This window comes from Peribacillus phoenicis (genome assembly GCF_047238085.1).
In the GTDB taxonomy this organism is placed as follows: domain Bacteria; phylum Bacillota; class Bacilli; order Bacillales; family DSM-1321; genus Peribacillus.
Window position 1 is genome coordinate 1391454 of sequence record NZ_JBDFMF010000001.1, and the last position, 23590, is coordinate 1415043.

Genomic DNA, 23590 nt, shown 5'->3' on the forward strand with positions numbered 1-23590 from the left:
TTAAAAAAATACTAAAGTATTTGCAAAAGGACAAGGCCATGGCTTTGTCCTTTTGCTTTTCCTTTGAATCAAGACAAGGATAATTGTAATTTATCAATGAATCGACCTCTGGTTTAATATATTGAAAAGGCTTTCATAGAGGCGTTTTTAGAAGATTTAAAACTGTAATGACTTTTTTGAAAATAGATTTTCAGAACCAAAATATATGAATTTAATAAGAAAAAAACACAATGGTGAAGAAGGTTTTCTCCATTTTAAACATGGGTTTAGAAGTATATTATAATAATATTTTAAAAATTATGTGAAAGAAAATTATGCACGAAGGAGAATTTTGTTGTAATATGGTAGAGAAAACACGCATTAAATTTCAAAGTTGTTTTTTAGTAGATAAGGAGGATGGGAAATGAATATCCATGAGTATCAGGGGAAAGAGATATTGCGACAATACGGGGTATCCGTTCCAAATGGCCGGGTTGCCTTTACTGTTGATGAAGCAGTGGAAGCAGCGAAGGAGTTAGGTACGGAAGTTGTTGTCGTCAAAGCTCAAATTCATGCGGGTGGCCGCGGGAAAGCCGGCGGAGTCAAGGTAGCGAAGAATCTTGATGAAGCGCGTACATATGCAGAAGAGATTCTTGGCAAGACATTGGTGACCCATCAAACAGGTCCTGCAGGCAAGGAAGTTAAGCGTTTACTTATTGAAGAAGGCTGCGACATTACAAAAGAATATTATATCGGGCTGGTCCTTGACCGTGCTACGGACAGTGTCGTATTGATGGCTTCTGAAGAAGGCGGAACGGAAATTGAGGAAGTGGCTGAAAAGACACCAGAGAAAATTTTCAAAGAAGTAATCGATCCGGTTGTCGGCCTGACTGGTTTCCAGGCACGGAGGATTGCATTCAATATCAATATTCCGGCTTCACTTATAAATAAAGCATCCAAACTGATGGTTAACTTATATACAGCTTTCGTTGATAAAGATTGCTCAATCGCAGAAATCAACCCATTAGTGGTAACTGGCGACGGCGATGTAATGGCGCTTGATGCTAAATTGAACTTCGATGATAATGCGATTTACCGCCATAAAGACATCGCGGAGTACCGTGATTTGGATGAAGAGGATGCGAAAGAGATTGAAGCATCAAAACATGGCCTTAGTTACATATCGCTTGACGGAAATATCGGATGCATGGTTAATGGTGCCGGTCTTGCTATGGCGACGATGGACATCATTAAACATTATATGGGAGATCCGGCTAACTTCCTTGACGTTGGTGGCGGCGCCACTGAGGAAAAAGTGAAAGAGGCTTTCAAAATCATCCTATCCGATCAAAATGTTAAAGGCATCTTCGTTAATATCTTCGGAGGAATCATGAAATGTGACATCATCGCTACAGGCGTCGTGGCTGCTGCTAAAGAGCTTGGCCTGGATGTCCCTCTTGTTGTTCGTCTTGAAGGAACGAATGTGGACCTTGGCAAAAAGATTCTAAAAGAGTCAGGTTTAAATATTACGTCTGCTGAATCAATGGCAGATGGAGCACAAAAAATAGTATCACTTGTAGGATAATAGGCAGGGGGGAACATAATGAGCGTTTATATTAATAAAGATACGAAAGTGATCGTTCAGGGAATCACTGGTGCAACAGCATTATTTCATACAAAACAAATGTTGGAATACGGCACGAAAATCGTTGGAGGAGTCACTCCGGGTAAAGGTGGAACAGAAGTGGAAGGGGTACCTGTATTCAATACAGTTTCCGAAGCTGTCACTGAAACCGGCGCGAATGCATCTGTTATCTATGTACCGGCTCCATTTGCTGCCGATGCAATTCTAGAAGCCGTCGACGCAGAACTTGATCTTGTCATTTGTATCACGGAACATATTCCTGTCCTGGATATGGTCAAGGTTAAACGCTACATGGAAGGCAAAAAAACTCGCTTGATCGGACCGAACTGCCCAGGTGTCATTACTCCTGAAGAGTGTAAGATTGGTATCATGCCAGGGTATATCCACAAAAAAGGCCATGTAGGTGTAGTTTCACGTTCTGGAACTTTGACGTATGAAGCCGTTCACCAATTATCGCAAGCAGGCATTGGGCAATCTTCGGCTGTCGGCATCGGTGGAGATCCCGTTAACGGAACGGATTTCATTGATGTTTTGAAAGCGTTCAATGAAGATCCGGAAACACATGCGGTGATCATGATTGGGGAAATCGGTGGAACGGCAGAAGAAGAAGCAGCAATCTGGGTGAAGGAAAATATGACTAAGCCAGTTGTTGGTTTCATTGGTGGCCGTACGGCTCCAGCCGGTAAACGCATGGGTCATGCTGGTGCCATTATCTCAGGAGGAAAAGGGACTGCTGACGAGAAAATCCGCGTTATGAACGAATGTGGAATTAAAGTTGCCGAAACTCCATCCGTAATGGGTGAAACATTGATCTCCGTCTTGAAAGAAAAAGATATTTACGAACCTTGTAAAACACATTGATTCAAGCTGGGCCGACCTTTTTTTTGGGTCGGCCTTTTTTTCCTCCACTTTCCTCGGGAGACACCAAGTGTATCACTATCAACCTACTTTTAAAAAATATCCAATTAGGGGCGTTTCCAATTGAATAACAAAGAAAAGTTAATCCATCTCCATCATTGCCGCGGAGCAGGATGGAAAACAATCCAAATAATCATGTCCAAAGACCCGTCATTATCTTCCCTGTTCACGACGAATCACGCTGAATGGGCAAAAATGCTCCCTATCCCTTCAAATAAGCTCAACCTCTTTCTCAAAGATTTACATTCACTAAATACCATCGATAAACTTAAATTATACGAAGATAGCCAAATTCATTGTTTGACGATCTTCGATGATGAATACCCTTTTTTGCTGAAGCAAATATTCGATCCTCCGTGGGTTCTTTATTTTAAAGGCGATAAGAGGCTTTTAACAAGGAAGAATACGCTAGGTGTTGTTGGAACGCGTAAGCCAACCTCGTATGGTCTGGAGGCCTTAAAAACGATTCTATTACCGCTTGTAAAGAAAAAGTTCGTGATCATAAGTGGAGTGGCGGCTGGAATCGATGCAGAGTCACATAAGATCACATTAAGCGAAGGCGGAGATACGATTGGGATTTTAGGAGGGGGGCTTATGCAAATATATCCAAAATCTAATGTCCCCCTTGCTGAAGAAATCATCAAAAAAGGCTTGCTTATATCTGAGACTCCACCGGAAATGAGGGCGGAACCTTGGATGTTTCCGCTTCGGAATCGAATCATCAGTGGATTATCACAGGGAGTATTCGTGGTCGAGGCAAAAGAAAGAAGCGGATCCCTTATTACGGCACAAGCTGCATTGGAACACGGCAGGGATGTGTTTGCACTTCCTGGTAATGTTACGAGCCCTGAATCGCTGGGGACCAATCAATTGATTTCTGATGGTGCCAAACTTGTTTTGAGTGCCAGGCAGATCGAGGAAGAGTTTTGAACAATATAATATAGAAGATAGACGGAGATTCAAACGGGAAAATAAAGAAAAAAAGGTGGTTTTTTAAAAGGATGGGTTGAATTATTAGACAAAAAGGTTGAAAATATTGTAAAACTGTTATAAGTTTTGCAAATGGCACCTCTTGTCAAAATACCTATAAATAAATGAATCAGCATGCTTTGAAAAGTAAAGAGGTGTTGACAAATGATTTTTGAATGATTAATAATAGTGAAGATTTATATTACCTCTTTGAGGAGGATTTATTGGATGTCAGAATACTTAGTGATTGTGGAATCGCCCGCAAAGGCGAAAACAATAGAACGTTACTTGGGAAAAAAATATAAAGTAAAGGCTTCCATGGGGCATGTACGCGATTTGCCTAAAAGTCAAATGGGTGTCGATGTTGAACATGAATATGAACCTAAATATATAACTATCCGCGGCAAAGGCCCGGTTTTAAAAGAATTGAAAACCGCTGCAAAAAAAGCGAAAAAAATCTATCTCGCGGCTGACCCCGACAGGGAAGGGGAAGCCATTGCTTGGCACTTGGCCCACAGTCTTGATGTTGACGTTAACTCAGATTGCCGCGTGGTATTCAATGAGATCACGAAAGAGGCTATCAAAGAATCATTTAAATCACCGAGGCCAATAAATATGAAATTGGTTGATGCCCAGCAGGCAAGAAGGGTCTTGGATCGTTTGGTCGGATACAATATAAGCCCGCTTTTGTGGAAAAAGGTGAAAAAAGGCTTAAGCGCGGGACGGGTCCAATCGGTTGCTGTACGGATGATCATTGACCGGGAGAAGGAGATCAAAGATTTTACCCCTGAAGAGTATTGGACAATCAAGGCTGATTTTGTAAAAGGAAAAGAACAGTTTGAAGGTTCCTTCTTCAGCATTGGCGGTGAGAAGAAGGAGTTGAATAACGAAGAGGACGTCAAAAAAGTGCTCGCTTCTTTAAATGGCGGCGAATTTACGATAGGAGCTGTGGCTAAAAAAGAAAGAAGGCGCAATCCAGCCGCTCCTTTTACGACTTCTTCCCTGCAACAGGAAGCGGCACGTAAATTGAATTTCCGTGCAAAGAAAACCATGATGCTTGCTCAACAGCTTTATGAGGGAATCGAGCTTGGCAAGGAAGGTACAGTCGGGTTAATCACTTATATGAGAACCGATTCGACCCGGATTTCCGATGTTGCGAAAGAGGAAGTCCATACCTTCATTCAAAATAATTATGGTAAAGATTATGTTCAGGTTGAACAGCGCAAAGAGAAAAAACAGACTAATGCCCAGGACGCCCATGAAGCGGTCAGGCCAACAAGCACATTACGTGAACCGGGTGTAGTCAAGGAATTCTTATCCAGAGATCAATTCCGTCTTTATAAATTGATTTGGGAACGATTCGTTTCTAGTCAAATGTCTTCGGCGGTCATGGATACGATGAGCATCGACCTGCATAACGGGGATGTCATCTTCAGGGCAAATGGTTCAAAAATTAAATTCCCAGGTTTCATGAAGGTATATGTTGAAGGGTCCGATGACTCGGTGGAAGAAAAGGAAAATGCACTTCCTGATGTGAAAAAAGGGGATCAATTCTTTTCAAAAGATATCGAGCCGAAGCAGCATTTCACACAGCCTCCGCCCCGATATACTGAAGCCCGTCTTGTCAAAACCCTAGAGGAACTGGGAATAGGCCGTCCTTCTACATATGCTCCTACCTTGGATACGATTCAAAAACGGGGCTATGTTACCTTGGATAATAAACGGTTCATACCGACAGAGCTTGGTGAGATCGTTCTTGAATTGATACGCGAATTCTTCCCGGATATTCTTGATGCAGAGTTCACTGCCAAGATGGAACAGGAATTCGACAGCGTCGAGGAAGGCAGTATCGAATGGATAAAGGTCATCGATGAATTTTATAAGGAATTTGCAGTTCATTTGGCTAAAGCCGAAGTCGAGATGGAGAAAATTGAAATCAAGGATGAACCTGCAGGTGAAGATTGCGTGGAATGCGGACATGGGATGGTCTTTAAGATGGGGCGTTATGGAAAGTTCATGGCATGCAGTAATTTCCCGGATTGCCGTAACACAAAGCCAATCGTTAAAGAAATCGGTGTTAAATGCCCAAAATGTAAAGAAGGAAACATCATTGAAAGGAAAAGTAAAAAACGCCGCATATTTTACGGGTGTGATACCTATCCTGGCTGTGACTTCATATCTTGGGATAAACCGCTGCCGCGGAGTTGTCCAAAATGTGAAGGTACACTTGTTGAGAAAAAACTCAAAAAAGGCGTCCAGGTACAGTGCATGGATTGTGATTTCAAAGAATTGCCCCAAGCATAGAAAAGGCCGTGAAATCGTTTACTATCATTGTGAACTATCGAAAAAACCTAAATATAAATTGACTCGGCATCTGCCGAGTTTCTTTATGTTCAGGTAAGTATGATATCATGATAGTATGTGGATTTACTTCCAAGAAGAAAATGGATAAAGCTTGAAACTTTTTTATTTAAGCCATGTGATGTAAAATTCAGTGGACAAGTACATTCCTTTAAAGATATAATTCCTATTTGTGTCCGTTATCCTTTTTAGAAGAAATGGATTGCAGGAAGAATGCCGGCTATCTGGCATATTCTTTAATTATCGTTAGCAGGAATGAGTATTTCGGGTATAAATACATAGATATCGTTAAAAATGAAATTTTTATGAAAGCAGTTTTAATGATAAATGATCCTGTCTTATCATATCTATACATGGAGGTTCGAAAAATGAAAGAAACAAAAGTAAGTGTAATCGGTGCTGGGCTTGCTGGAAGTGAAGCGGCGTGGCAGTTAGCTAAAAGAGGAATTAAAGTCGATCTATATGAAATGCGCCCTGTAAAACAAACGCCAGCCCATCATACCGATAAATTCGCTGAACTTGTTTGTTCCAATTCACTTCGGGCAAATACGTTAACAAATGCAGTTGGTGTATTAAAAGAAGAAATGCGTATTCTGGATTCGGTCATCATGTCCGCAGCAGATGCTTGTGCTGTACCGGCTGGCGGTGCTTTAGCTGTTGATCGTCATGAATTTGCCGGTCTTGTTACGGAAAGGGTCAAAAATCATCCGAATGTAACGGTCATTAATGAAGAAGTGACGGAAATCCCGGAAGGTCCTACCGTCATTGCAACCGGTCCGCTTACAAGTCAGTCACTATCTGACAGCTTAAAGCAAATCATGGATGAAGAATACTTGTACTTCTATGATGCTGCCGCACCAATTCTTGAAAAAGACAGCATCAACATGGATAAAGTATATTTGAAATCCCGCTATGATAAAGGCGAAGCAGCTTATCTGAACTGTCCGATGACGGAAGAAGAGTTTGACCGCTTTTATGAAGCATTGATTGCTGCTGAAACAGTTCCACTTAAAGAATTCGAAAAAGAAATCTTTTTTGAAGGCTGCATGCCAATTGAAGTGATGGCATCACGCGGGAAGAAAACGATGTTATTTGGACCATTGAAGCCTGTTGGCTTAGAAGATCCAAAAACGGGAAAACGTCCTTTTGCTGTAGTTCAATTGCGTCAAGATGATGCGGCAGGAACACTTTACAATATTGTTGGTTTTCAGACACATTTGAAATGGGGGCCGCAAAAAGAAGTATTGCAGCTCATTCCTGGATTGGAAAATGCGGAAATTGTCCGTTATGGAGTTATGCATCGAAACACCTTCATAAACTCACCTAATGTTTTGAAGCCTACGTACCAATTCAAGAATCGGGATGATTTATTCTTTGCCGGTCAGATGACTGGCGTCGAAGGATATGTAGAATCGGCTGCATCGGGCTTGGTTGCAGGTATCAATGCTGCGAGGATCGTTCAAGGATCGGATCCTATCATTTTCCCAGCAGAAACGACGATGGGCAGCATGGCAAGGTACATAACTTCGACGAATGGCAAGAGCTTCCAGCCGATGAATGCAAACTTTGGATTGCTTCCAGACCTTGAAGTGAGAATCAAATCCAAAAAAGAGCGGAATGAAACACATGCTAAACGCGCTTTGGACACAATTCAGAACTTTGTGAAAAATTTGTAAAATATTTGCCTGCTGTTTTAAAGTATGATACTATTTATTAGCCTTTGCGAGGTGTTTCCATGATTAATCAAAAAAAGGCATTATCATCCTTCATCGAATATTTACAAATTGAAAAGAACAGTTCACATTACACCATTGAAAATTACAAACGTGATATTCACGAATTTTTTCTGTTCCTTAATGAACAGGGCATTGAGGACATCACGTCCGTTGAATATCTTGATGTCCGGTTATATTTAACGAATTTATATGAGAAAAAACTTTCTAAGCGCACTGTAGCAAGGAAAACTTCTTGTTTGCGGAGCCTTTATAAATTTTTACTACGTGAAGGTGATGTGAAGGATAATCCTTTTTCCCTTGCTTCTTTACCTAAAAAGGATCAAAGACTGCCACGTTTTCTTTATGAGAAGGAAATGGATCAGTTGTTTTCTTCTTTAAATAAAGATTCACCGATAGGAATAAGGAATAATGCCTTACTGGAATTATTGTATGCTACAGGCATTCGCGTAAGTGAATGTTGTGAGATTAAACTGCAGGATATCGACCTTTCCTTAGGGACGGTACTGATCCATGGAAAAGGAAAAAAAGATCGCTACGTTCCGGTTGGTAGATATGCACAGGAAGCGATAGATTTATACATACGTTCAGCCAGGATGGAATTGACTTCGTCTGACGCCAAGGCGCATGTTTATTTATTTGTTAATTTTCGTGGAGACCCTCTGACACCTAGGGGAGTTCGCTATATATTGAATGAATTGATTAAAAAGTCAGCCGCAGATGGAAGTCTTCATCCCCATATGCTAAGGCATTCGTTTGCTACACACCTATTGAATAATGGGGCGGACATTCGCACGGTTCAGGAATTGCTTGGTCATTCAAAAATTTCATCAACGCAAGTGTATACGCATGTTACAAAAGACCAATTGAAAAAAGTCTACAATGCATCACATCCGCGGCCTTAAATGTTGAAAGGGGACACTTTATGACAACGATATTTGCAGTGCATCATAAAGGTGAATGTGCCATGTCCGGTGATGGGCAGGTTACTTTAGGAAATTCAGTAGTGATGAAGCATACAGCGAGGAAAGTAAGAAAAATCTTTAATGGTAATGTCCTTGCAGGTTTTGCAGGTTCCGTTGCAGATGCTTTCACTTTATTTGAGATGTTCGAAGCTAAACTTGAAGAGTATAATGGCAATCTTCAGCGCGCTGCCGTCGAAATGGCAAAGCAATGGAGAAGTGACAATGTATTGAGGAAGCTGGAAGCCATGTTAGTCGTGATGGATAAGAAACATTTACTGCTCGTTTCTGGCACCGGGGAAGTAATTGAACCGGATGACGGGATTCTCGCCATAGGATCGGGAGGGAATTATGCATTGGCTGCCGGCAGGGCATTAATGCGGTTTTCCAGCGACCACCTATCGGCAAAGGAAATCGCTCAATCATCTTTACAAATTGCAGCGGAAATTTGTGTATTTACAAATACGAATATAATCGTGGAAGAGTTGTAAGGAGGAGCGCAAATGTCAAAAAAAGCTAATTTAACACCGAGGCAAATCGTTGAAAAACTGGATCAGTATATCGTAGGGCAGCGTGAGGCAAAACGGGCAGTGGCAGTGGCTCTTCGGAATCGCTACCGACGTTCCCTTCTCTCGGATCAACTTCGTGACGAAGTCGTTCCGAAGAATATATTAATGATTGGACCGACAGGCGTTGGGAAAACAGAAATAGCTCGGAGAATGGCTAAATTGGTAGGTGCTCCTTTTGTAAAAGTTGAAGCAACGAAATTTACGGAAGTCGGGTATGTCGGCCGGGATGTAGAGTCCATGGTCCGTGACTTGGTGGAGACTTCCGTCCGCCTCGTGAAGGAAGAAAAGATGGCCAGCGTAAAGGAACGGGCAGAGGAAAATGCAAATCGCCGTTTAATAGAGCTATTAGTGCCATCCACTAAAAAACAGAGTAATTTCAAGAATCCGCTTGAAGTCTTTTTTGGAGGCAATAACAATCAAGACGAACAGGACCCGGAAGAAAATTCCGAAGATTTAAGTTTGCAGGAAAAAAGAAAAATCGTCGCTGAAAAGCTGGCTAATGGTGAGTTGGAAAGTGAAATGATAACGGTCGAAGTGGAAGAACAGGCAGCTTCGATGTTTGATATGCTCCAAGGTTCGGGAATGGAACAAATGGGGATGAACATGCAGGACGCTTTAGGAAGCTTGATGCCGAAAAAAAGCAAGAAGCGCAAATTGAAAGTAAGTGAAGCGAGAACCGTTTTAACAAATGAAGAAGCGGCGAAATTGATTGATATGGATGAAGTCACTTCCGATGCAGTATACGGGGCTGAGCAAAATGGGATTATCTTTATTGATGAAATAGACAAAATTGCAAGTAAGCAATCTGGAAGTTCATCAGCGGATGTATCAAGAGAGGGTGTCCAAAGGGATATCCTGCCAATTGTTGAAGGTTCGACAGTAGTGACTAAATATGGGTCAGTTAAAACGGATCATGTCCTATTTATTGCTGCTGGGGCCTTTCATATGGCTAAGCCATCCGACCTTATCCCTGAATTACAAGGTAGATTCCCAATTCGTGTTGAATTGAACAAACTGACTGTAGACGACTTTGTACGGATTCTTCATGAACCGGATAATGCCTTGTTAAAACAATATGTTGCATTATTAGAAACTGAAGGTATAGAAATTGAATTTTCTGACGATGCTGTTCGTAAGATAGCTGAAGTGGCCTTCGAAGTAAATCAAAACACTGACAATATTGGTGCGAGAAGACTTCATACCATTTTGGAACGGTTGCTTGAAGACTTATCGTTTGAAGCTCCGGAAATAACGATGGAGAAGATTACAATTACCCCCCAATATGTCGAAGGTAAGCTTGGTTCTATCGCCCGGAACAAAGATTTAAGCCATTTTATCCTTTAATTAAGAAACAATTGGGCAATGATTTGCCTAGGCAATGAAAATAAAATTACGGAAATACAACTTCATAGTTATTGTGAACCATGGTATTTTTAGGAGGAACAAATCAAATGAACTTATTAGCAAAAACAAGAAAAATCAATGCAATGCTCCAAAAAGCAGCAGGTAAAGCAGTTAACTTCAAGGAAATGGCAGAAAGTTTAAGTGAAGTTATCGAAGCGAATGTTTTCGTCGTCAGCCGCCGCGGGAAATTACTTGGCATAGCGGTAAGTCAGCAAATTGAAAACGAACGCATGTACAAAATGTTGGAAGATAAACAATTCCCAGAAGAGTACACAAAAAACCTTTTCAATATTCCCGAAACCTCTTCGAACCTTGATATCGAAAGCGAATATACTGCTTTCCCAGTCGAAAATAAAGAGCTTTTCGCAACTGGATTAACAACGATCGTACCGATTATGGGTGGGGGAGAACGTTTAGGAACATTGGTACTTGCCCGATTACAAGAAAAATTTCACGATGATGATTTAATTTTGGCTGAATATGGTGCGACTGTAGTCGGCATGGAAATCCTGCGTGAAAAATCAGAGGAGATAGAAGAAGAAGCTCGTAGTAAAGCTGTCGTTCAAATGGCAATTTCCTCGTTATCTTACAGCGAATTGGAAGCAATTGAGCACATCTTTGAGGAGCTTAAAGGTAATGAAGGTCTGCTTGTAGCATCCAAAATTGCAGACCGTGTCGGCATCACCCGTTCCGTTATCGTAAATGCACTAAGGAAACTGGAAAGTGCAGGAGTCATTGAATCACGCTCTCTTGGAATGAAAGGTACTTATATCAAAGTATTGAACGATAAATTCCTACTTGAATTAGAGAAGCTTAAAAATAATTAACATACTAAAAAGGCAGTCCTTGAAAAAGGGCTGCCTTTTTTTGTGTGATATTTGGATCTGTTGCTGTTCTGGGACTAACAGGGCAAATGCGGGTGTATGACAGGGGTAGAAAGGAAAAAGAGGTAATTCGGATTAAATGGAAATGTGAATATAGGCATGTTTTCTATTAGAAGCAGTAAAAATAGTTAAATTTTTCTTTAAAAGGGTAATTATATTATTATAACTGTCGATATGATGAAAAATGAACGATGATGTCACTTTTTGATTTTAAAAATCCTATTGATAAGGGGGTTCAGCCAGTTGGGGATTTTGTAGACTGGATCAGAGCTTTAAAAAACATCGTTTTTTTCAAAAAAAAGAAAAAATGCAGTAATCATTGTTACCTTAAGAATCCTTTATTTGAAAGGCTGAAATCAACTAAAATGAATAAAAAAAATTAAAGTAAATTTGAAAATTAGTTCTAAAGTATCAGGTATATGGATTTGTTTTTCGATATGATATATAAGCTAATAGCAGTAAAATTTGGTTAATATGTAGAATATCATAATAAAATGTAATATAACGTCATATTAATCCTGTAATTATACTAATAAAAACGACAAATTTGAGCGATTTGTGACATTTTTCGACGATAATAGGTCTAAAGTCTATGTATTGTTTATGGACATAGTAATAATGTTTCTTTAAAATTAAAACGTAAATGCGCTGGATTAATTTATTGACAAAGTCATTATCTGTTAATTATAGAAAGAGGTGATCGATATGGAATTATTTTCGAATACTTTTCAATCACTTGAAAATGCCCTTGATTATTCTAATGCCAAACAAAAAGTCATTTCACAGAACATAGCCAATTCGGATACGCCTAATTATAAAGCTAAAGAGGTCGACAAAACACAATCCTTTAAGGGAGAACTGGAATCTTCCCTGGAGTCATATCGTACCGATGAAAGACATTTTACCTTCAAATCAGAGGGGAGTAATGCTTCTCACATCGTGACGCAGAAAAATGTCCGATATAACAATAATGGAAATAGCGTGGACGTTGATAAGGAAATGACGGACCTTGCTGCCAACCAGATTTATTATAATGCAGTAACCGACAGGCTTTCAGGTAAGTTTCAATCATTGCAGAATGTAATTAGAGGAGGTAAGTGATGGGAATCTTCCAAAGTATAAACATGACCGGATCTAGCCTGACGAGTCAAAGGGTAAGGATGGATGTAATCTCCGCTAATATGGCTAATGCCGATACTACCAGGGCGGAATATGACGCCGAATCAAAAACATGGAAGCCATACACAAGAAAATCGGTTGTGCTGCAAAGTAAGGAAAACGGCTTTTCGAGTTTCTTAAACGCAGCATCAGGAACAACGAGCGAGGTAGGTAATGGAGTGAAGGTGACTGGAATAGTAAAAGATAAAACACCTTTTGAACTGGATTACAATCCCGAACATCCTGATGCCAATGAAGATGGTTATGTTGAAATGCCAAATGTCGACCCGCTTCGGGAAATGGTTGATTTAATGAGTGTCACTCGCTCATACGAAGCGAATGTGACAGTTTTAAATGCATCAAAGGGAATGATGATGAAAGCTTTGGAAATCGGGAAATAAAAGTTTGAAAGGAGATTGTTGATATGGAAGGGATTTCTCTTTCTGCAGTGAACAATGCAAGTAATGTTCTGAATAAAGAGCAAAGCAAGACTAATACACCATACGAAGCACAGCAAGATTTTGCGTCGGTATTAAAAGAATCAATGAATAAAGTCAACGAAACACAAGTGGCATCTGACGATCTTACAACCAAATTGGTTAATGGGGAGGATGTTGAGCTTCATTCGGTGATGATAGCTTCACAAAAAGCCAGCGTTTCCATGCAGGCTACATTAGAGGTTCGGAATAAGGTTGTGGAAGCCTACCAGGAAATGATGAGAATGAGTATATAGCATTCATTTTTTAACCTCATTATATAGAGAAAAATGACCAGGGGGAAAAGAAATCCCCCAATCATAAATTCATAGACTGACCGGGGGATTTAAATGAATGAAGTACTAGTGAACTTTAAAAACAAAATAACTGCTTACTGGACAAGCCGCAGTAAAAAACAAAAATTCATGATGATTGGTTCAGCGGCATTAATTATCATCATCATTACGGCAGTTTCAATTTTAACCACGCGTACTACGCTGGTGCCCTTATATTCCAACTTAACTCCTTCGGAAACGGGGAGCATTAAAGAAAATTTAGACAGTCAAGGGATTATGAATGAAGTTTCTGAAAATGGAACGACCATAAAAGTTCCAGAAGAAAAACTGGATTCACTTAAAGTGGAACTGGCAGCTGAAGGAATTCCGGAATCAGGCAGTATTGACTATTCCTTTTTTAGTCAAAGTGCCGGTATCGGAATGACTGAAAATGAATTCAATGTCATTAAACTTGACTCTATGCAAACGGAATTGGCCAGTTTAATAAAAAAGATTGATGGAGTAGAAGATGCCAGTGTTATGATCACTCTTCCTGATAAAGGAGTTTTTGTCAGTGATTCAGCTGGGGAAGCGTCAGCATCCATTGTATTGAATACGAAACCCGGTTATAAATTTGAAGAAAGTCAAATCAATTCCCTTTATCATCTGGTCTCAAAAAGTGTTCCGAATCTCCCTACAGATAATATCGTCATTATGAACCAAGAGTTTGAGTACTTCGATCTTGAAAATGAAAATTCTTCTTTCGCGTCCGCATTTGCAACCCAAAACGAAATAAAAAAAGAAATAGAACGCGATATTCAAAGACAGGTACAAAATATGCTTGGAACGTTAATGGGGAGAGACAAAGTGGTTGTTTCAGTCACGACAGACCTTGATTTCACTCAAGAAAATCGGGAAGAGAATTTAGTGGAACCGGTCGATGAAGAAAATATGGCTGGAATTGAGATTTCTGCGCAAAGGATCAATGAATCGTATAGCGGGGACGCAGCAGGTGCAGGAGGCGTTCCGCAAAGTGAGGATTCCTCAGATTCATTGGGATCGAGTTACGTTGAAGGCACAAACGGATCCGGTGATTATGAAAAAGTAGATGAAACGATAAATAGTGAAGTGAACCGAATCAAGAAAGAAATAGTCGAAAGCCCATATAAAGTCAAAGATTTAGGTATTCAGGTCATGGTCGAACCGCCCACAGCTGACGATCCGAATTCTTTATCTCAACAGAGTATGGATGATATTACACAAATCCTTGGTACGATAATCCGCACGACAATCGAGAAAAAAGCTGAAGGGGAAGAGCTGACGGACGAGGAGCTTAATAATAAAATTGCGATTTCCGTTCAGCCGTTTAATGGAAAAATGAAGTTGCAAAAAGATGAAACGAAACCTTCGTTACCAATATGGGCATACATCGTCGGCGGATTGCTAATACTTGCCATTATCATTCTCTTAATCTTATTCCTCCGTTCACGAAAGCAAACTGAAATGGAAGAGGAGTACGTGGTTGAAGAGGAAGAAGTCGTATTCGATGTTCCGGATCTGAACAAAGAGAAGGAAACGGAAGCATCTTTAAAAAGAAAACAACTGGAGAAGCTGGCAAAAGATAAGCCAGATGAATTTGCAAAATTATTAAGAAGCTGGATAGCAGAAGACTAGGAGGCTTAAGAAAATGACAGATAGAAAAAAAAAGGCCGGATTGACTGGCAAACAAAAAGCTGCCATCCTCCTTATTTCCTTAGGCCCGGATGTTTCTGCATCCGTTTATAAGCATCTTTCCGAAGAGGAAATTGAGAGATTGACCCTTGAAATTTCGGGAGTGAGGAAAGTGGACTCCCAAGATAAAGAGGAAATTCTGGAAGAATTCCATAATATTGCTTTGGCACAGGATTATATCTCCCAGGGCGGGATAGGATATGCCAAGCAGGTGCTTGAAAAGGCATTAGGTACTGATCAGGCAACCGCCATCATTAACCGTTTAACATCATCCTTGCAGGTTCGTCCATTCGACTTTGCGAGAAAGGCAGATCCTGGACAGATCTTGAATTTCATTCAGAACGAGCATCCGCAGACCATTGCATTGATCTTGTCCTATCTTGATCCTACCCAGGCTGGACAAATATTGTCTGAGCTTCCGCAAGAGGTGCAGGCCGATATTGCAAGAAGGATTGCTTTAATGGATAGCACTTCTCCGGAAATCATCAATGAAGTGGAGCAAATACTCGAAAGGAAACTTTCAGCGACTGTAACCCAAGATTATACACAGACTGGTGGAGTGGAAGCTGTTGTAGATGTGTTGAATGGTGTTGACCGCTCAACGGAAAGAACGATCTTGGATGCACTTGAAATTCAAGATCCGGAGCTTGCTGAGGAAATCAAGAAACGAATGTTTGTTTTTGAAGATATCGTGACCCTTGATGGCAGAGCGATTCAGCGCGTTGTCAGGGAATCTGATAACGAAGATCTTAAACTTTCTCTTAAAGTGGCTAGTGATGAAGTGAAGGAAATCGTTTTCCGAAACATGTCAAAACGTATGGCTGAAACGTTCCAGGAAGAAATGGAATATATGGGGCCGGTACGTTTGCGTGATGTAGAAGAAGCACAATCAAGAATTGTTGCCGTCATTCGACGACTGGAGGAAACTGGAGACATCGTGATTGCCCGCGGCGGAGGGGATGATATCATTGTCTAGGATTATCAAATCCCAGCAGGCTAACCAGGAGAAAAGCAAAAAGATAGCGATAAAAGTTCGCCCTTTTGACTTTCTTCAAAATGGTGATGCAGACGAGCGAAAAAACCTTCATTATATTCAATCTGATGAATTTCTCAAAGATGCCAAACAGGAAGCGGAAACGTTATTGCTCGATGCTAAGCATAAAGCCCAAGCGATTGCTGCTGAAATCCAGCAAGACCGAGAACTTTGGGAGAATCAAGAAAAAGCAATGTTTATCGAACAAGCTCAAAAAGAAGGGTATCAGCAGGGAGTCGAAGATGGGATCCAAAAGGGTTATAGCGAAATTGCCAAGGAAATAGCTTTCGCAAAAGAAGTGGTGGAGTCCTCTAAAAAAGATTATCGGCACCATATCGAAACATCTGAAACCGTTATTTTGAATCTTGCCCTGAAGGTGGCAGAGAAAATTATCGGGCAACAGCTTGAAAAAGATGAAGAGTCTTTTTTATCCATAGTCAAAAGAGCCATCAAAGAAGTTAGGGATTACCGTGAAGTGCAATTGCATATCCATCCGATCCGATATCACTCGATTCTTTCTCATAAAGATGAGTTGATGGCAATCTTTCCGAAAGATACTGAGCTGTATATCTTTCCGGATGATGAGCTTGAAGTAAGCAGCTGTATCATCGAATCCGAAAACGGAAGGATGGATGCGAGTGTCGACAGTCAGCTGCAGGAAATAAAAGTGAAACTAACTGAATTGCTGGAAGGGGAATAAAGATGAAAACTAGAGACCTATTGCCCTTGGTTGATGAAGTTGATCCATTCAAACATTATGGACGGGTCAAACGTGTCGTGGGGTTAATGATAGAATCTCAAGGCCCTGAAAGCTCTGTAGGTGATGTTTGTTATATCCATACAGGCATACAAAAAAAGAAAAATCGAATCTTAGCCGAAGTGGTCGGTTTCCGTGATGAAATGGTTATTTTAATGCCTTTTACAGCAGTTAGTGATATTGCACCGGGCTGTATCGTGGAAGGAAGCGGACGGAGCCTTGAGATAAAGGTGGGAAGTGGACTTATTGGCAAAGTAGTCGATCCATTGGGACATCCTATTGATGACTCACTTCTTCCAAAAGGTCTGGCGACAATTTCTGTGGATCAAGATCCGCCGAATCCGATGAAACGACCTCCCATTAATGAACCGATAGATGTAGGAGTCCGGGTAATTGATAGTTTATTAACAGTTGGTAAAGGACAACGTGTTGGTATCTTTGCAGGAAGCGGCGTCGGGAAAAGCACGTTGCTTGGTATGGTAGCAAGGAATACGACGGCTGACTTAAACGTAATCGGTCTTATTGGAGAACGTGGCCGTGAAGTTCGTGAATTCATCGAGAAAGATCTTGGACCCGAAGGGCTGGCACGATCAATCGTTGTGGTGGCGACATCTGACCAGCCAGCGTTGATGAGGATAAAGGGTGCTTTGACGGCAACTGCCATCGCGGAATATTTTCGTGATAAGGGATTGAATGTGATGCTGATGATGGATTCGGTCACGAGGGTTGCGATGGCCCAGAGGGAAATTGGGCTTGCCATCGGGGAACCGCCGACGACCAAAGGATATACCCCCTCCGTTTTCGCCATCCTGCCAAGGTTACTCGAAAGAACGGGAACAAATCAGCTCGGTACCATTACAGCTTTTTATACGGTACTCGTCGACGGTGATGATATGAATGAACCGATTGCTGATGCTGTCAGGGGAATTTTGGATGGTCACTTCATACTGGACCGAAACTTAGCCAATAAAGGACAGTTTCCAGCGCTCAATGTATTAAAGAGCATTAGTCGTGTCATGAACAATATAGTTGGTGACAAGCATAAAAACGCCGCGGAAAAAGTACGGGCAAGTTTATCAACCTATATGGAGTCGGAAGATTTGATTAATATAGGAGCTTATAAGAAGGGTTCTTCCAAACAAATTGATAACTCGATTACACGCTATCCGGAAATCATTTCATTTTTGAAGCAAGGAACCCATGAAAAAGCTACCAAAGATAATAGTATCAATGCCCTTGTCGAATTGATGGAGAAAGGTGATTAATAATGATTTATCAATATAAATTCGAGAAGATCCTGACCATCAAAGAAAAAGAAAAAACCGATGCACTAGCTAAATACAATGCTGCTTTAAAAAAATTTGAAGAAGTGGCAGAAAAGTTATATAAGCTTTTAAAGAAAAAGGAAGAGTTGCTTGAGTTTCAACAGGAAAAGCTGCGAAATGGACTATCCATACAGGAAATTCGTCATCATCAGTTATTTATGGACAACTTGGAAAAACTCTTAAACCACTGTCAACAGGAAGTCATTGAAGCGCGCTACAAGATGAATATTCAACGGGATATATTAATGGAAAGAAATATCGAGGTTAAAAAGTACGAGAAAATGAAAGAAAATGATTTTCTTAAATTCCTCGATGTCATTAAGGAAGCTGAGAACAAACAAATGGATGAAATATCAATCCGGCAATTCTTAAGCAAAGGCGTAAGGTGATGGAATGCGTAAAAAAGGTGAATCTAATGATTTGGAAGAATTGGAAGAAAGCAAGATAAGTAAGTTTCAATGGTTTCTTGTCATCTTCATTCCATTAATCTTTGCGGTAACTGTAGCGTTGATCGTTTTTACAGTAGCAGGGGTGAATGTAGTGGAAAAGGCAAAGGAAATGTCTGCGAAAATACCCTTCATTGAATCGGATCAAAAGGATGAAGAGAAAGATAAACCAGCCAAGAGTGATGAGAAAGTTACCATGAAGCTCGAAAAATTAGAAACCGAGATTGAAAACAAGGAAAAAGAGATAGACAAGCTTGAGAGCATCATCGATACACGTGACAAGGCCATTGAAAAGGCAGAAGCGGAAAAACAGCAGCTTCAAACAGAAATGAATCAACTTAAAGATAGCCAGAATAATAGTAAACAAGCGTTCAAAGATATAATCCGTACTTATGAAACGATGGCTCCCAAGAAGGCTGCACCCATCATTACCGAAATGAATGATGAAGATGCAGTGAAGATTCTCTCAAGTATGAAAGCAGCCACTTTAGCTAAGGTTTTGGAGCAAATGACAACGGCTGATGCTGCAAGGTTAACGAAGAAACTAACGGAACAAAGTTCTTAAGTGGAAAGAGTTAGGAGGTGAATATATGAATTCTGCCATTAATTCTTTACTTCCCTTGGCATCATTAAGTATAAAGGTACCAATTAAGCCAAATCAGCAATCTAATTCAGGGTTTGGGTCAGTCCTTCAATCAGCGATAGGGGCAGAACCTCCCATTCCATCGGATATAGGCGGCAACCCTGAAGGACGAATGTCTGAAATAAATGATTTGCTTGGTTTTTTGAAACTTGAAAGGTTAAGTGATACAGGGGAAGAGAGTGCAGCCGTTGCCCCTTCAGTAAACAAACAAGACAGCAGCCTTATTTTACAGGTCCTAAAAAATATAGTTGGAAATGATGAGGGTGCCCTTGATGATTTCTTTGCGAGCATCGAGGAACTGGATTTAGAACAAGAAGGTGAGGACTTCAGCCTGAATCCACAAAGTTTGTTATCAGCCAATGTCATGGAACTGTATACCACCCTGAAAAAAGTTACTGTATTGAGCGAAGAAGAATGGCATGCTCTCCCATTATCTGGTGTGGTGAATCTTTTGAAACTGGTGAAAATTCAAGATTTTCTCTCGGAGAATAAGGATATGACACAAGATGAAGCGGCCATCCAGAAACAAATGAAACACCTGCTTGAAGGGATAACGGGGAAGCTGGAGAAATGGCTGTCCAATCAGTCAAAATCAAAAACAGAACCTGACCAATCCAACACTTTGGAGACAGGGCAAACTAAAGCAATAGAAACATTTAAAAGCGCATTCTCGCATTTATCTGGGAGTGACAAGGTAAATAAAGACGGAGCAGTCGCTAGCAGTGTGACTTTGCAAAGCCCGGATAGCGGTAAACATCAAGGGTCTGGTATGCCTTTTCTCATGACAAAGCTGGAGCAATTCGTCTTGGCGGCTCCCAAAGGTGAGCAAACTGTCAGTCAAGATGAATTTGTTAAGCAATTTGAAAATATTTTAAGTAAGGCGAACTTTAGCGGAACTAACGGTGTAAATAAACTGTTGATCAGATTGAATCCAGAACATTTAGGGTCCCTAAGAATCGAGCTGATTCAAAAAGATGGTATGCTGTCAGCCAAGATTCTGGCTACTACTGCCCAGGCCAAAGATATGCTGGAGAATCAGATTCATGGTTTAAAACAAGCGTTTAGCGGACAAAACATTCAAATTGAAAGAATTGAAATATCACAGGCCTTCAATGCTTTTAACTCTGAGAAATTCAGCCAGAAAGACGCGGATGAACATAATGAACAACAGGAGAGTAAGGAAGAAAGCAATGATGAAACGGAAAGCGAGTTTACGGGATCCCTTGCCGATGCTCTGTTAAATCTAGAAGTGTAGGTGAAAAAATGACGACCATCGATACATCACTATTATTATCAAAATCTCAAACTGAAAACAGAAAAACCGGGGATGCATTGGGAAAAGATGATTTCTTGAAATTGTTGCTTACCCAGCTTCAAAACCAAGATCCGTCAAGCCCGATGGACAATACCGAGTTCATCGCCCAAATGGCCACTTTTTCTTCTCTGGAACAGATGATGAATATGGGAGCCCAAATGGAAGAAATAATCGGGATCAATCAGCAAAATAGTTTAATGAACTATAACTCTTTTGTCGGAAAGGAAGTCACTTGGCACAAATTGGATGAAGGCGATGATGACCTTGCGATAGAAGAAGGAACAGGCATCGTTAAATCGATCCAATATAAGGGTGATGGCGTTTATTTTCTTTTAGAAGATGGCACAAAGCTTGAACCCGCAAATATTTCGGCAATGAAACAAACAAGTTCCACGTCGAATAGCTTGACGTCGGCAAGCGAATTAATAGGCAAGCGCGTTTCCTGGATGGATGAAAAAAATGGAGAGACATCAGCTGTCGTAATCTCGGTATCCATGAGTAATGGCAAACTGCAAATTGAAGTGGATGATGAAAACAACACCAAGTTATCATCAGAGCAATTGATAAAAATCGCTGAAGCCTAAAGGGCGGGAATATGAATAAACTTGGTTTTCAAGCAAATTCAGCTCAGCTGATGCCACAAACAAAATTACCGTTAAGGGCAGATGATCCAGCAAGGCTTTCAACAGCATTTTCAAGCTGCTGTCTCCACGAACGAAAAATCGACCATCAGTAAACATGCTCAATTGCGGATGAATCAAAGGAGTATAGAAATAGCGTCACAAACCTGGGACAAAATAGCCCTTAAAACCAATGAGGCCAAAAACATGGGTGTAACCGAATCTCTTATCATTACAGAGAATGCGGCACTGATAGTAAGCACGAAAAACAATAAGGTCATCACAGTCATGGACAGGAAAGAAGCAACATCACAAATTTTCACGAACATCAATGGAACCATAATTTTAGATAAATAGGCTGGACCTGAAATAGGAAGCCTGGACTGTGGAATGACGAAAGCAGTCTTTATATGAAAGGGGAGCTTTTACATGCTACGTTCAATGTATTCGGGAATAAGCGGATTAAAAAACTTACAAACAAAACTGGATGTTATCGGTAATAACGTCGCCAATGTCAATACATATGGTTTCAAAAAAAGCCGTGTGACATTCAGCGATGCGATGAACCAAACGGTATCTGGTGCAAGTGCAGCAACAGCCAATAAAGGAGGAACCAATTCTAAACAAATTGGATTGGGCTCCACGATTGCTACAATCGATACGATCCATACACAGTCAAGCCTGCAAACCACCGGCCGCGATCTTGATTTAGGAATATCTGGTGATGGCTATTTCGTCGTCAAGCAAGGAGATTCACTTTCATATACACGTGCAGGAAACTTTTATCTGGATGATAATGGTACGCTTGTCAACGCGAATGGTTTGAAAGTGCAGGCTTACAAGGTTGATGAAAACGGGAAACGATCAAAAACGATTGGCGACGTTGCAGTTAACGTCAATGCGATTTTACCTGCCATTACCACCACTAAAATATCAGTAAGTGGAAATCTAGCTGCTGACGCAATTGATGGTACCGTATTTAGCCAGCAAATGAAAGTTGTGGATGAAAAGGGTAAAGAACAAACGGCAACTATCTATTTCCAAAAAAACGGTGATGATAAATGGGAGCTTTTTGATGAAGAACCTGCTGCTTTGGGGAATACATCAGCTACTAAACCAAAACCGTTCACTACGGTTAATTTCGACGCAAATGGTCAGATAGTGGCTGCAGATAAAACCCAGGCAGGTCGAACCATAAACATTTCAAGCGGCAAAGAGGATGACTCGGATACACAAGGTGATGAAAGCGTACAAAAAGTTAATTTGGATTTTGATTTCTCGAATCTTACTCAAGTTAAAGGTTCCACCACTGCTCTTGTCAATCCGAATGGTAATAAAGAAGGTAAACTGGAAAGCTTTAATATTGGTTCATCAGGGGAAATAAATGGCGTTTATTCCAACGGTCTGATCACTACTTTAGGCCAACTGGCCGTTGCCAAGTTTTCCAATGCATCTGGCTTGACGAAAACCGGTGGCAATACTTTTCAGGAATCAATAAATTCAGGTACTGCAAATATCAATATCGCAGGTGAGGGGCGCGGTGTGATTGCATCAGGTTCTTTGGAAATGTCCAATGTGGATTTATCCGAAGAGTTTACTGAAATGATCGTTGCTCAACGTGGTTTCCAATCGAATTCGAGGATCATCACGACGTCGGATGAAATTTTACAGGAATTGGTTAACTTAAAACGATAGGTTAAGGGAGGGAGGAGCCAGGTGCTTTTTGCCCTGGCTCCTAAATATCATTATCAAAGTCACAAGGCTCAATGGAAAATGCTTTTATATCAATGCATTGTACATAGACACAGTCGAGTCATTGCCAGATACGACCATTACTTTTACAAATGGTAAGAAAATCGTTGTGCTAGAGAAGGAAGAAGAACTGGTTGAAGCTATTATACAATTTTATCGTACCGTTAATATTCTAGGTTTTCGTAAGGATGTGGAGGAAAGTTCATGAAAAAAAATCTATTGACCATAATGTTGATTATACTCGTGGCTATAACGCTTGTTGGTGTCATAGCGGTCGTGGTTGTGACAAAGTTATCGGATCCCACATCTGCCGAAGATAAACCTAGCATTGACGAAATTGTCAAATCATCAGTTGAGATTCCTGAAATTACTACGAATCTTGCCGGCAATGATTATATCAAAATCTCATTTATGGTCCAAACAGAAAATAAAAAAGCAAAAGAAGAGTTGGAAAAAAGAAATTTTCAAGTGAAAAATATCATCATTACCGAACTATCAGAAATGAAAGCGGAAGAGTTAACCGGTAAAAAAGGCAAGGAAAAGCTTCAAGAAGCGTTAAAGACTAGAATGAATGAATTAATGGAAGAAGGAAAAGTTGAAAAGGTTTATATAACCTCCTCGATTCTGCAATAAGA

Annotated in this window: 24 protein-coding genes; all 24 read left to right on the forward strand. The window is 40.6% G+C overall.

What is annotated here, in order from left to right:
• Positions 1-403: 403 nt before the first annotated feature.
• Positions 404-1564 (forward strand): ADP-forming succinate--CoA ligase subunit beta, encoded by a 1161-nt coding sequence (sucC, locus tag ABC374_RS06760; RefSeq protein ID WP_101224636.1) that lies wholly within the window; start codon positions 404-406, stop codon positions 1562-1564.
• Between the two features lie 18 nt (positions 1565-1582).
• Positions 1583-2485: a succinate--CoA ligase subunit alpha gene (gene sucD, locus ABC374_RS06765; protein WP_241591141.1), complete on the forward strand. Its 903-nt coding sequence runs from the start codon at positions 1583-1585 to the stop codon at positions 2483-2485.
• A gap of 120 nt (positions 2486-2605) precedes the next feature.
• Entirely contained in the window at positions 2606-3472 is an 867-nt protein-coding gene (dprA, locus tag ABC374_RS06770; RefSeq protein WP_413016600.1) for a DNA-processing protein DprA, read from the forward strand.
• A 267-nt stretch (positions 3473-3739) separates the two neighbouring features.
• Positions 3740-5815, forward strand: coding sequence for a type I DNA topoisomerase (topA, locus tag ABC374_RS06775; RefSeq protein ID WP_350301993.1), 2076 nt, complete (start codon positions 3740-3742; stop codon positions 5813-5815).
• 425 nt (positions 5816-6240) lie between these two features.
• Positions 6241-7548 (forward strand): FADH(2)-oxidizing methylenetetrahydrofolate--tRNA-(uracil(54)-C(5))-methyltransferase TrmFO, encoded by a 1308-nt coding sequence (gene trmFO / locus ABC374_RS06780; protein WP_413016603.1) that lies wholly within the window; start codon positions 6241-6243, stop codon positions 7546-7548.
• Between the two features lie 59 nt (positions 7549-7607).
• Positions 7608-8510, forward strand: coding sequence for a tyrosine recombinase XerC (gene xerC / locus ABC374_RS06785; RefSeq protein WP_350301995.1), 903 nt, complete (start codon positions 7608-7610; stop codon positions 8508-8510).
• Between the two features lie 20 nt (positions 8511-8530).
• The gene (gene hslV, locus ABC374_RS06790; protein ID WP_350301996.1) at positions 8531-9058 is read left to right on the forward strand and encodes an HslVU peptidase proteolytic subunit; all 528 of its coding nucleotides are present in this window, start codon (positions 8531-8533) and stop codon (positions 9056-9058) included.
• Positions 9059-9070: 12 nt separating this feature from the next.
• Positions 9071-10480 carry an ATP-dependent protease ATPase subunit HslU gene (gene hslU / locus ABC374_RS06795; RefSeq protein ID WP_137018743.1) on the forward strand — a complete coding sequence of 470 codons (1410 nt, stop codon included), beginning with the start codon at positions 9071-9073 and terminating at the stop codon, positions 10478-10480.
• A 107-nt stretch (positions 10481-10587) separates the two neighbouring features.
• A complete protein-coding gene (gene codY / locus ABC374_RS06800) occupies positions 10588-11367 on the forward strand; it encodes a GTP-sensing pleiotropic transcriptional regulator CodY (protein WP_057278408.1) in 780 nt (259 codons plus the stop codon).
• 762 nt (positions 11368-12129) lie between these two features.
• Positions 12130-12525 carry a flagellar basal body rod protein FlgB gene (gene flgB / locus ABC374_RS06805; protein WP_350301997.1) on the forward strand — a complete coding sequence of 132 codons (396 nt, stop codon included), beginning with the start codon at positions 12130-12132 and terminating at the stop codon, positions 12523-12525.
• Positions 12525-12983, forward strand: coding sequence for a flagellar basal body rod protein FlgC (gene flgC / locus ABC374_RS06810; RefSeq protein ID WP_241591152.1), 459 nt, complete (start codon positions 12525-12527; stop codon positions 12981-12983). Before flgB ends, flgC begins: the two co-directional genes overlap by 1 nt.
• A gap of 23 nt (positions 12984-13006) precedes the next feature.
• Positions 13007-13315 (forward strand): flagellar hook-basal body complex protein FliE, encoded by a 309-nt coding sequence (gene fliE / locus ABC374_RS06815; protein WP_413016607.1) that lies wholly within the window; start codon positions 13007-13009, stop codon positions 13313-13315.
• A 93-nt stretch (positions 13316-13408) separates the two neighbouring features.
• Positions 13409-15007 (forward strand): flagellar basal-body MS-ring/collar protein FliF, encoded by a 1599-nt coding sequence (fliF, locus tag ABC374_RS06820; protein ID WP_350301998.1) that lies wholly within the window; start codon positions 13409-13411, stop codon positions 15005-15007.
• A gap of 13 nt (positions 15008-15020) precedes the next feature.
• Entirely contained in the window at positions 15021-16040 is a 1020-nt protein-coding gene (gene fliG / locus ABC374_RS06825; protein WP_413016609.1) for a flagellar motor switch protein FliG, read from the forward strand.
• Positions 16033-16797, forward strand: a complete 765-nt coding sequence (fliH, locus tag ABC374_RS06830; protein WP_413016611.1) for a flagellar assembly protein FliH — start codon at positions 16033-16035, stop codon at positions 16795-16797. The genes fliG and fliH overlap by 8 nt, the downstream gene beginning before the upstream one ends.
• 2 nt (positions 16798-16799) lie before the next feature.
• Complete coding sequence (gene fliI, locus ABC374_RS06835) at positions 16800-18119, forward strand: flagellar protein export ATPase FliI (RefSeq protein ID WP_350302000.1); 1320 nt, start codon at positions 16800-16802, stop codon at positions 18117-18119.
• Positions 18120-18121: 2 nt separating this feature from the next.
• Positions 18122-18568 carry a flagellar export protein FliJ gene (gene fliJ, locus ABC374_RS06840; RefSeq protein ID WP_413016613.1) on the forward strand — a complete coding sequence of 149 codons (447 nt, stop codon included), beginning with the start codon at positions 18122-18124 and terminating at the stop codon, positions 18566-18568.
• 4 nt (positions 18569-18572) lie between these two features.
• A complete protein-coding gene (locus tag ABC374_RS06845; RefSeq protein ID WP_413016615.1) occupies positions 18573-19190 on the forward strand; it encodes a MotE family protein in 618 nt (205 codons plus the stop codon).
• Positions 19191-19215: 25 nt separating this feature from the next.
• Positions 19216-20523: a flagellar hook-length control protein FliK gene (locus ABC374_RS06850; RefSeq protein WP_413016617.1), complete on the forward strand. Its 1308-nt coding sequence runs from the start codon at positions 19216-19218 to the stop codon at positions 20521-20523.
• Positions 20524-20531: 8 nt separating this feature from the next.
• Positions 20532-21167 carry a flagellar hook assembly protein FlgD gene (gene flgD / locus ABC374_RS06855; RefSeq protein ID WP_350302004.1) on the forward strand — a complete coding sequence of 212 codons (636 nt, stop codon included), beginning with the start codon at positions 20532-20534 and terminating at the stop codon, positions 21165-21167.
• A gap of 81 nt (positions 21168-21248) precedes the next feature.
• Complete coding sequence (locus ABC374_RS06860) at positions 21249-21560, forward strand: TIGR02530 family flagellar biosynthesis protein (RefSeq protein ID WP_413016620.1); 312 nt, start codon at positions 21249-21251, stop codon at positions 21558-21560.
• 72 nt (positions 21561-21632) lie between these two features.
• Entirely contained in the window at positions 21633-22898 is a 1266-nt protein-coding gene (locus ABC374_RS06865; RefSeq protein WP_413016622.1) for a flagellar hook protein FlgE, read from the forward strand.
• A gap of 49 nt (positions 22899-22947) precedes the next feature.
• A complete protein-coding gene (locus ABC374_RS06870) occupies positions 22948-23163 on the forward strand; it encodes a flagellar FlbD family protein (RefSeq protein ID WP_241591309.1) in 216 nt (71 codons plus the stop codon).
• Entirely contained in the window at positions 23160-23588 is a 429-nt protein-coding gene (gene fliL, locus ABC374_RS06875) for a flagellar basal body-associated protein FliL (RefSeq protein WP_241591174.1), read from the forward strand. The genes ABC374_RS06870 and fliL overlap by 4 nt, the downstream gene beginning before the upstream one ends.
• Positions 23589-23590 lie beyond the last annotated feature (2 nt).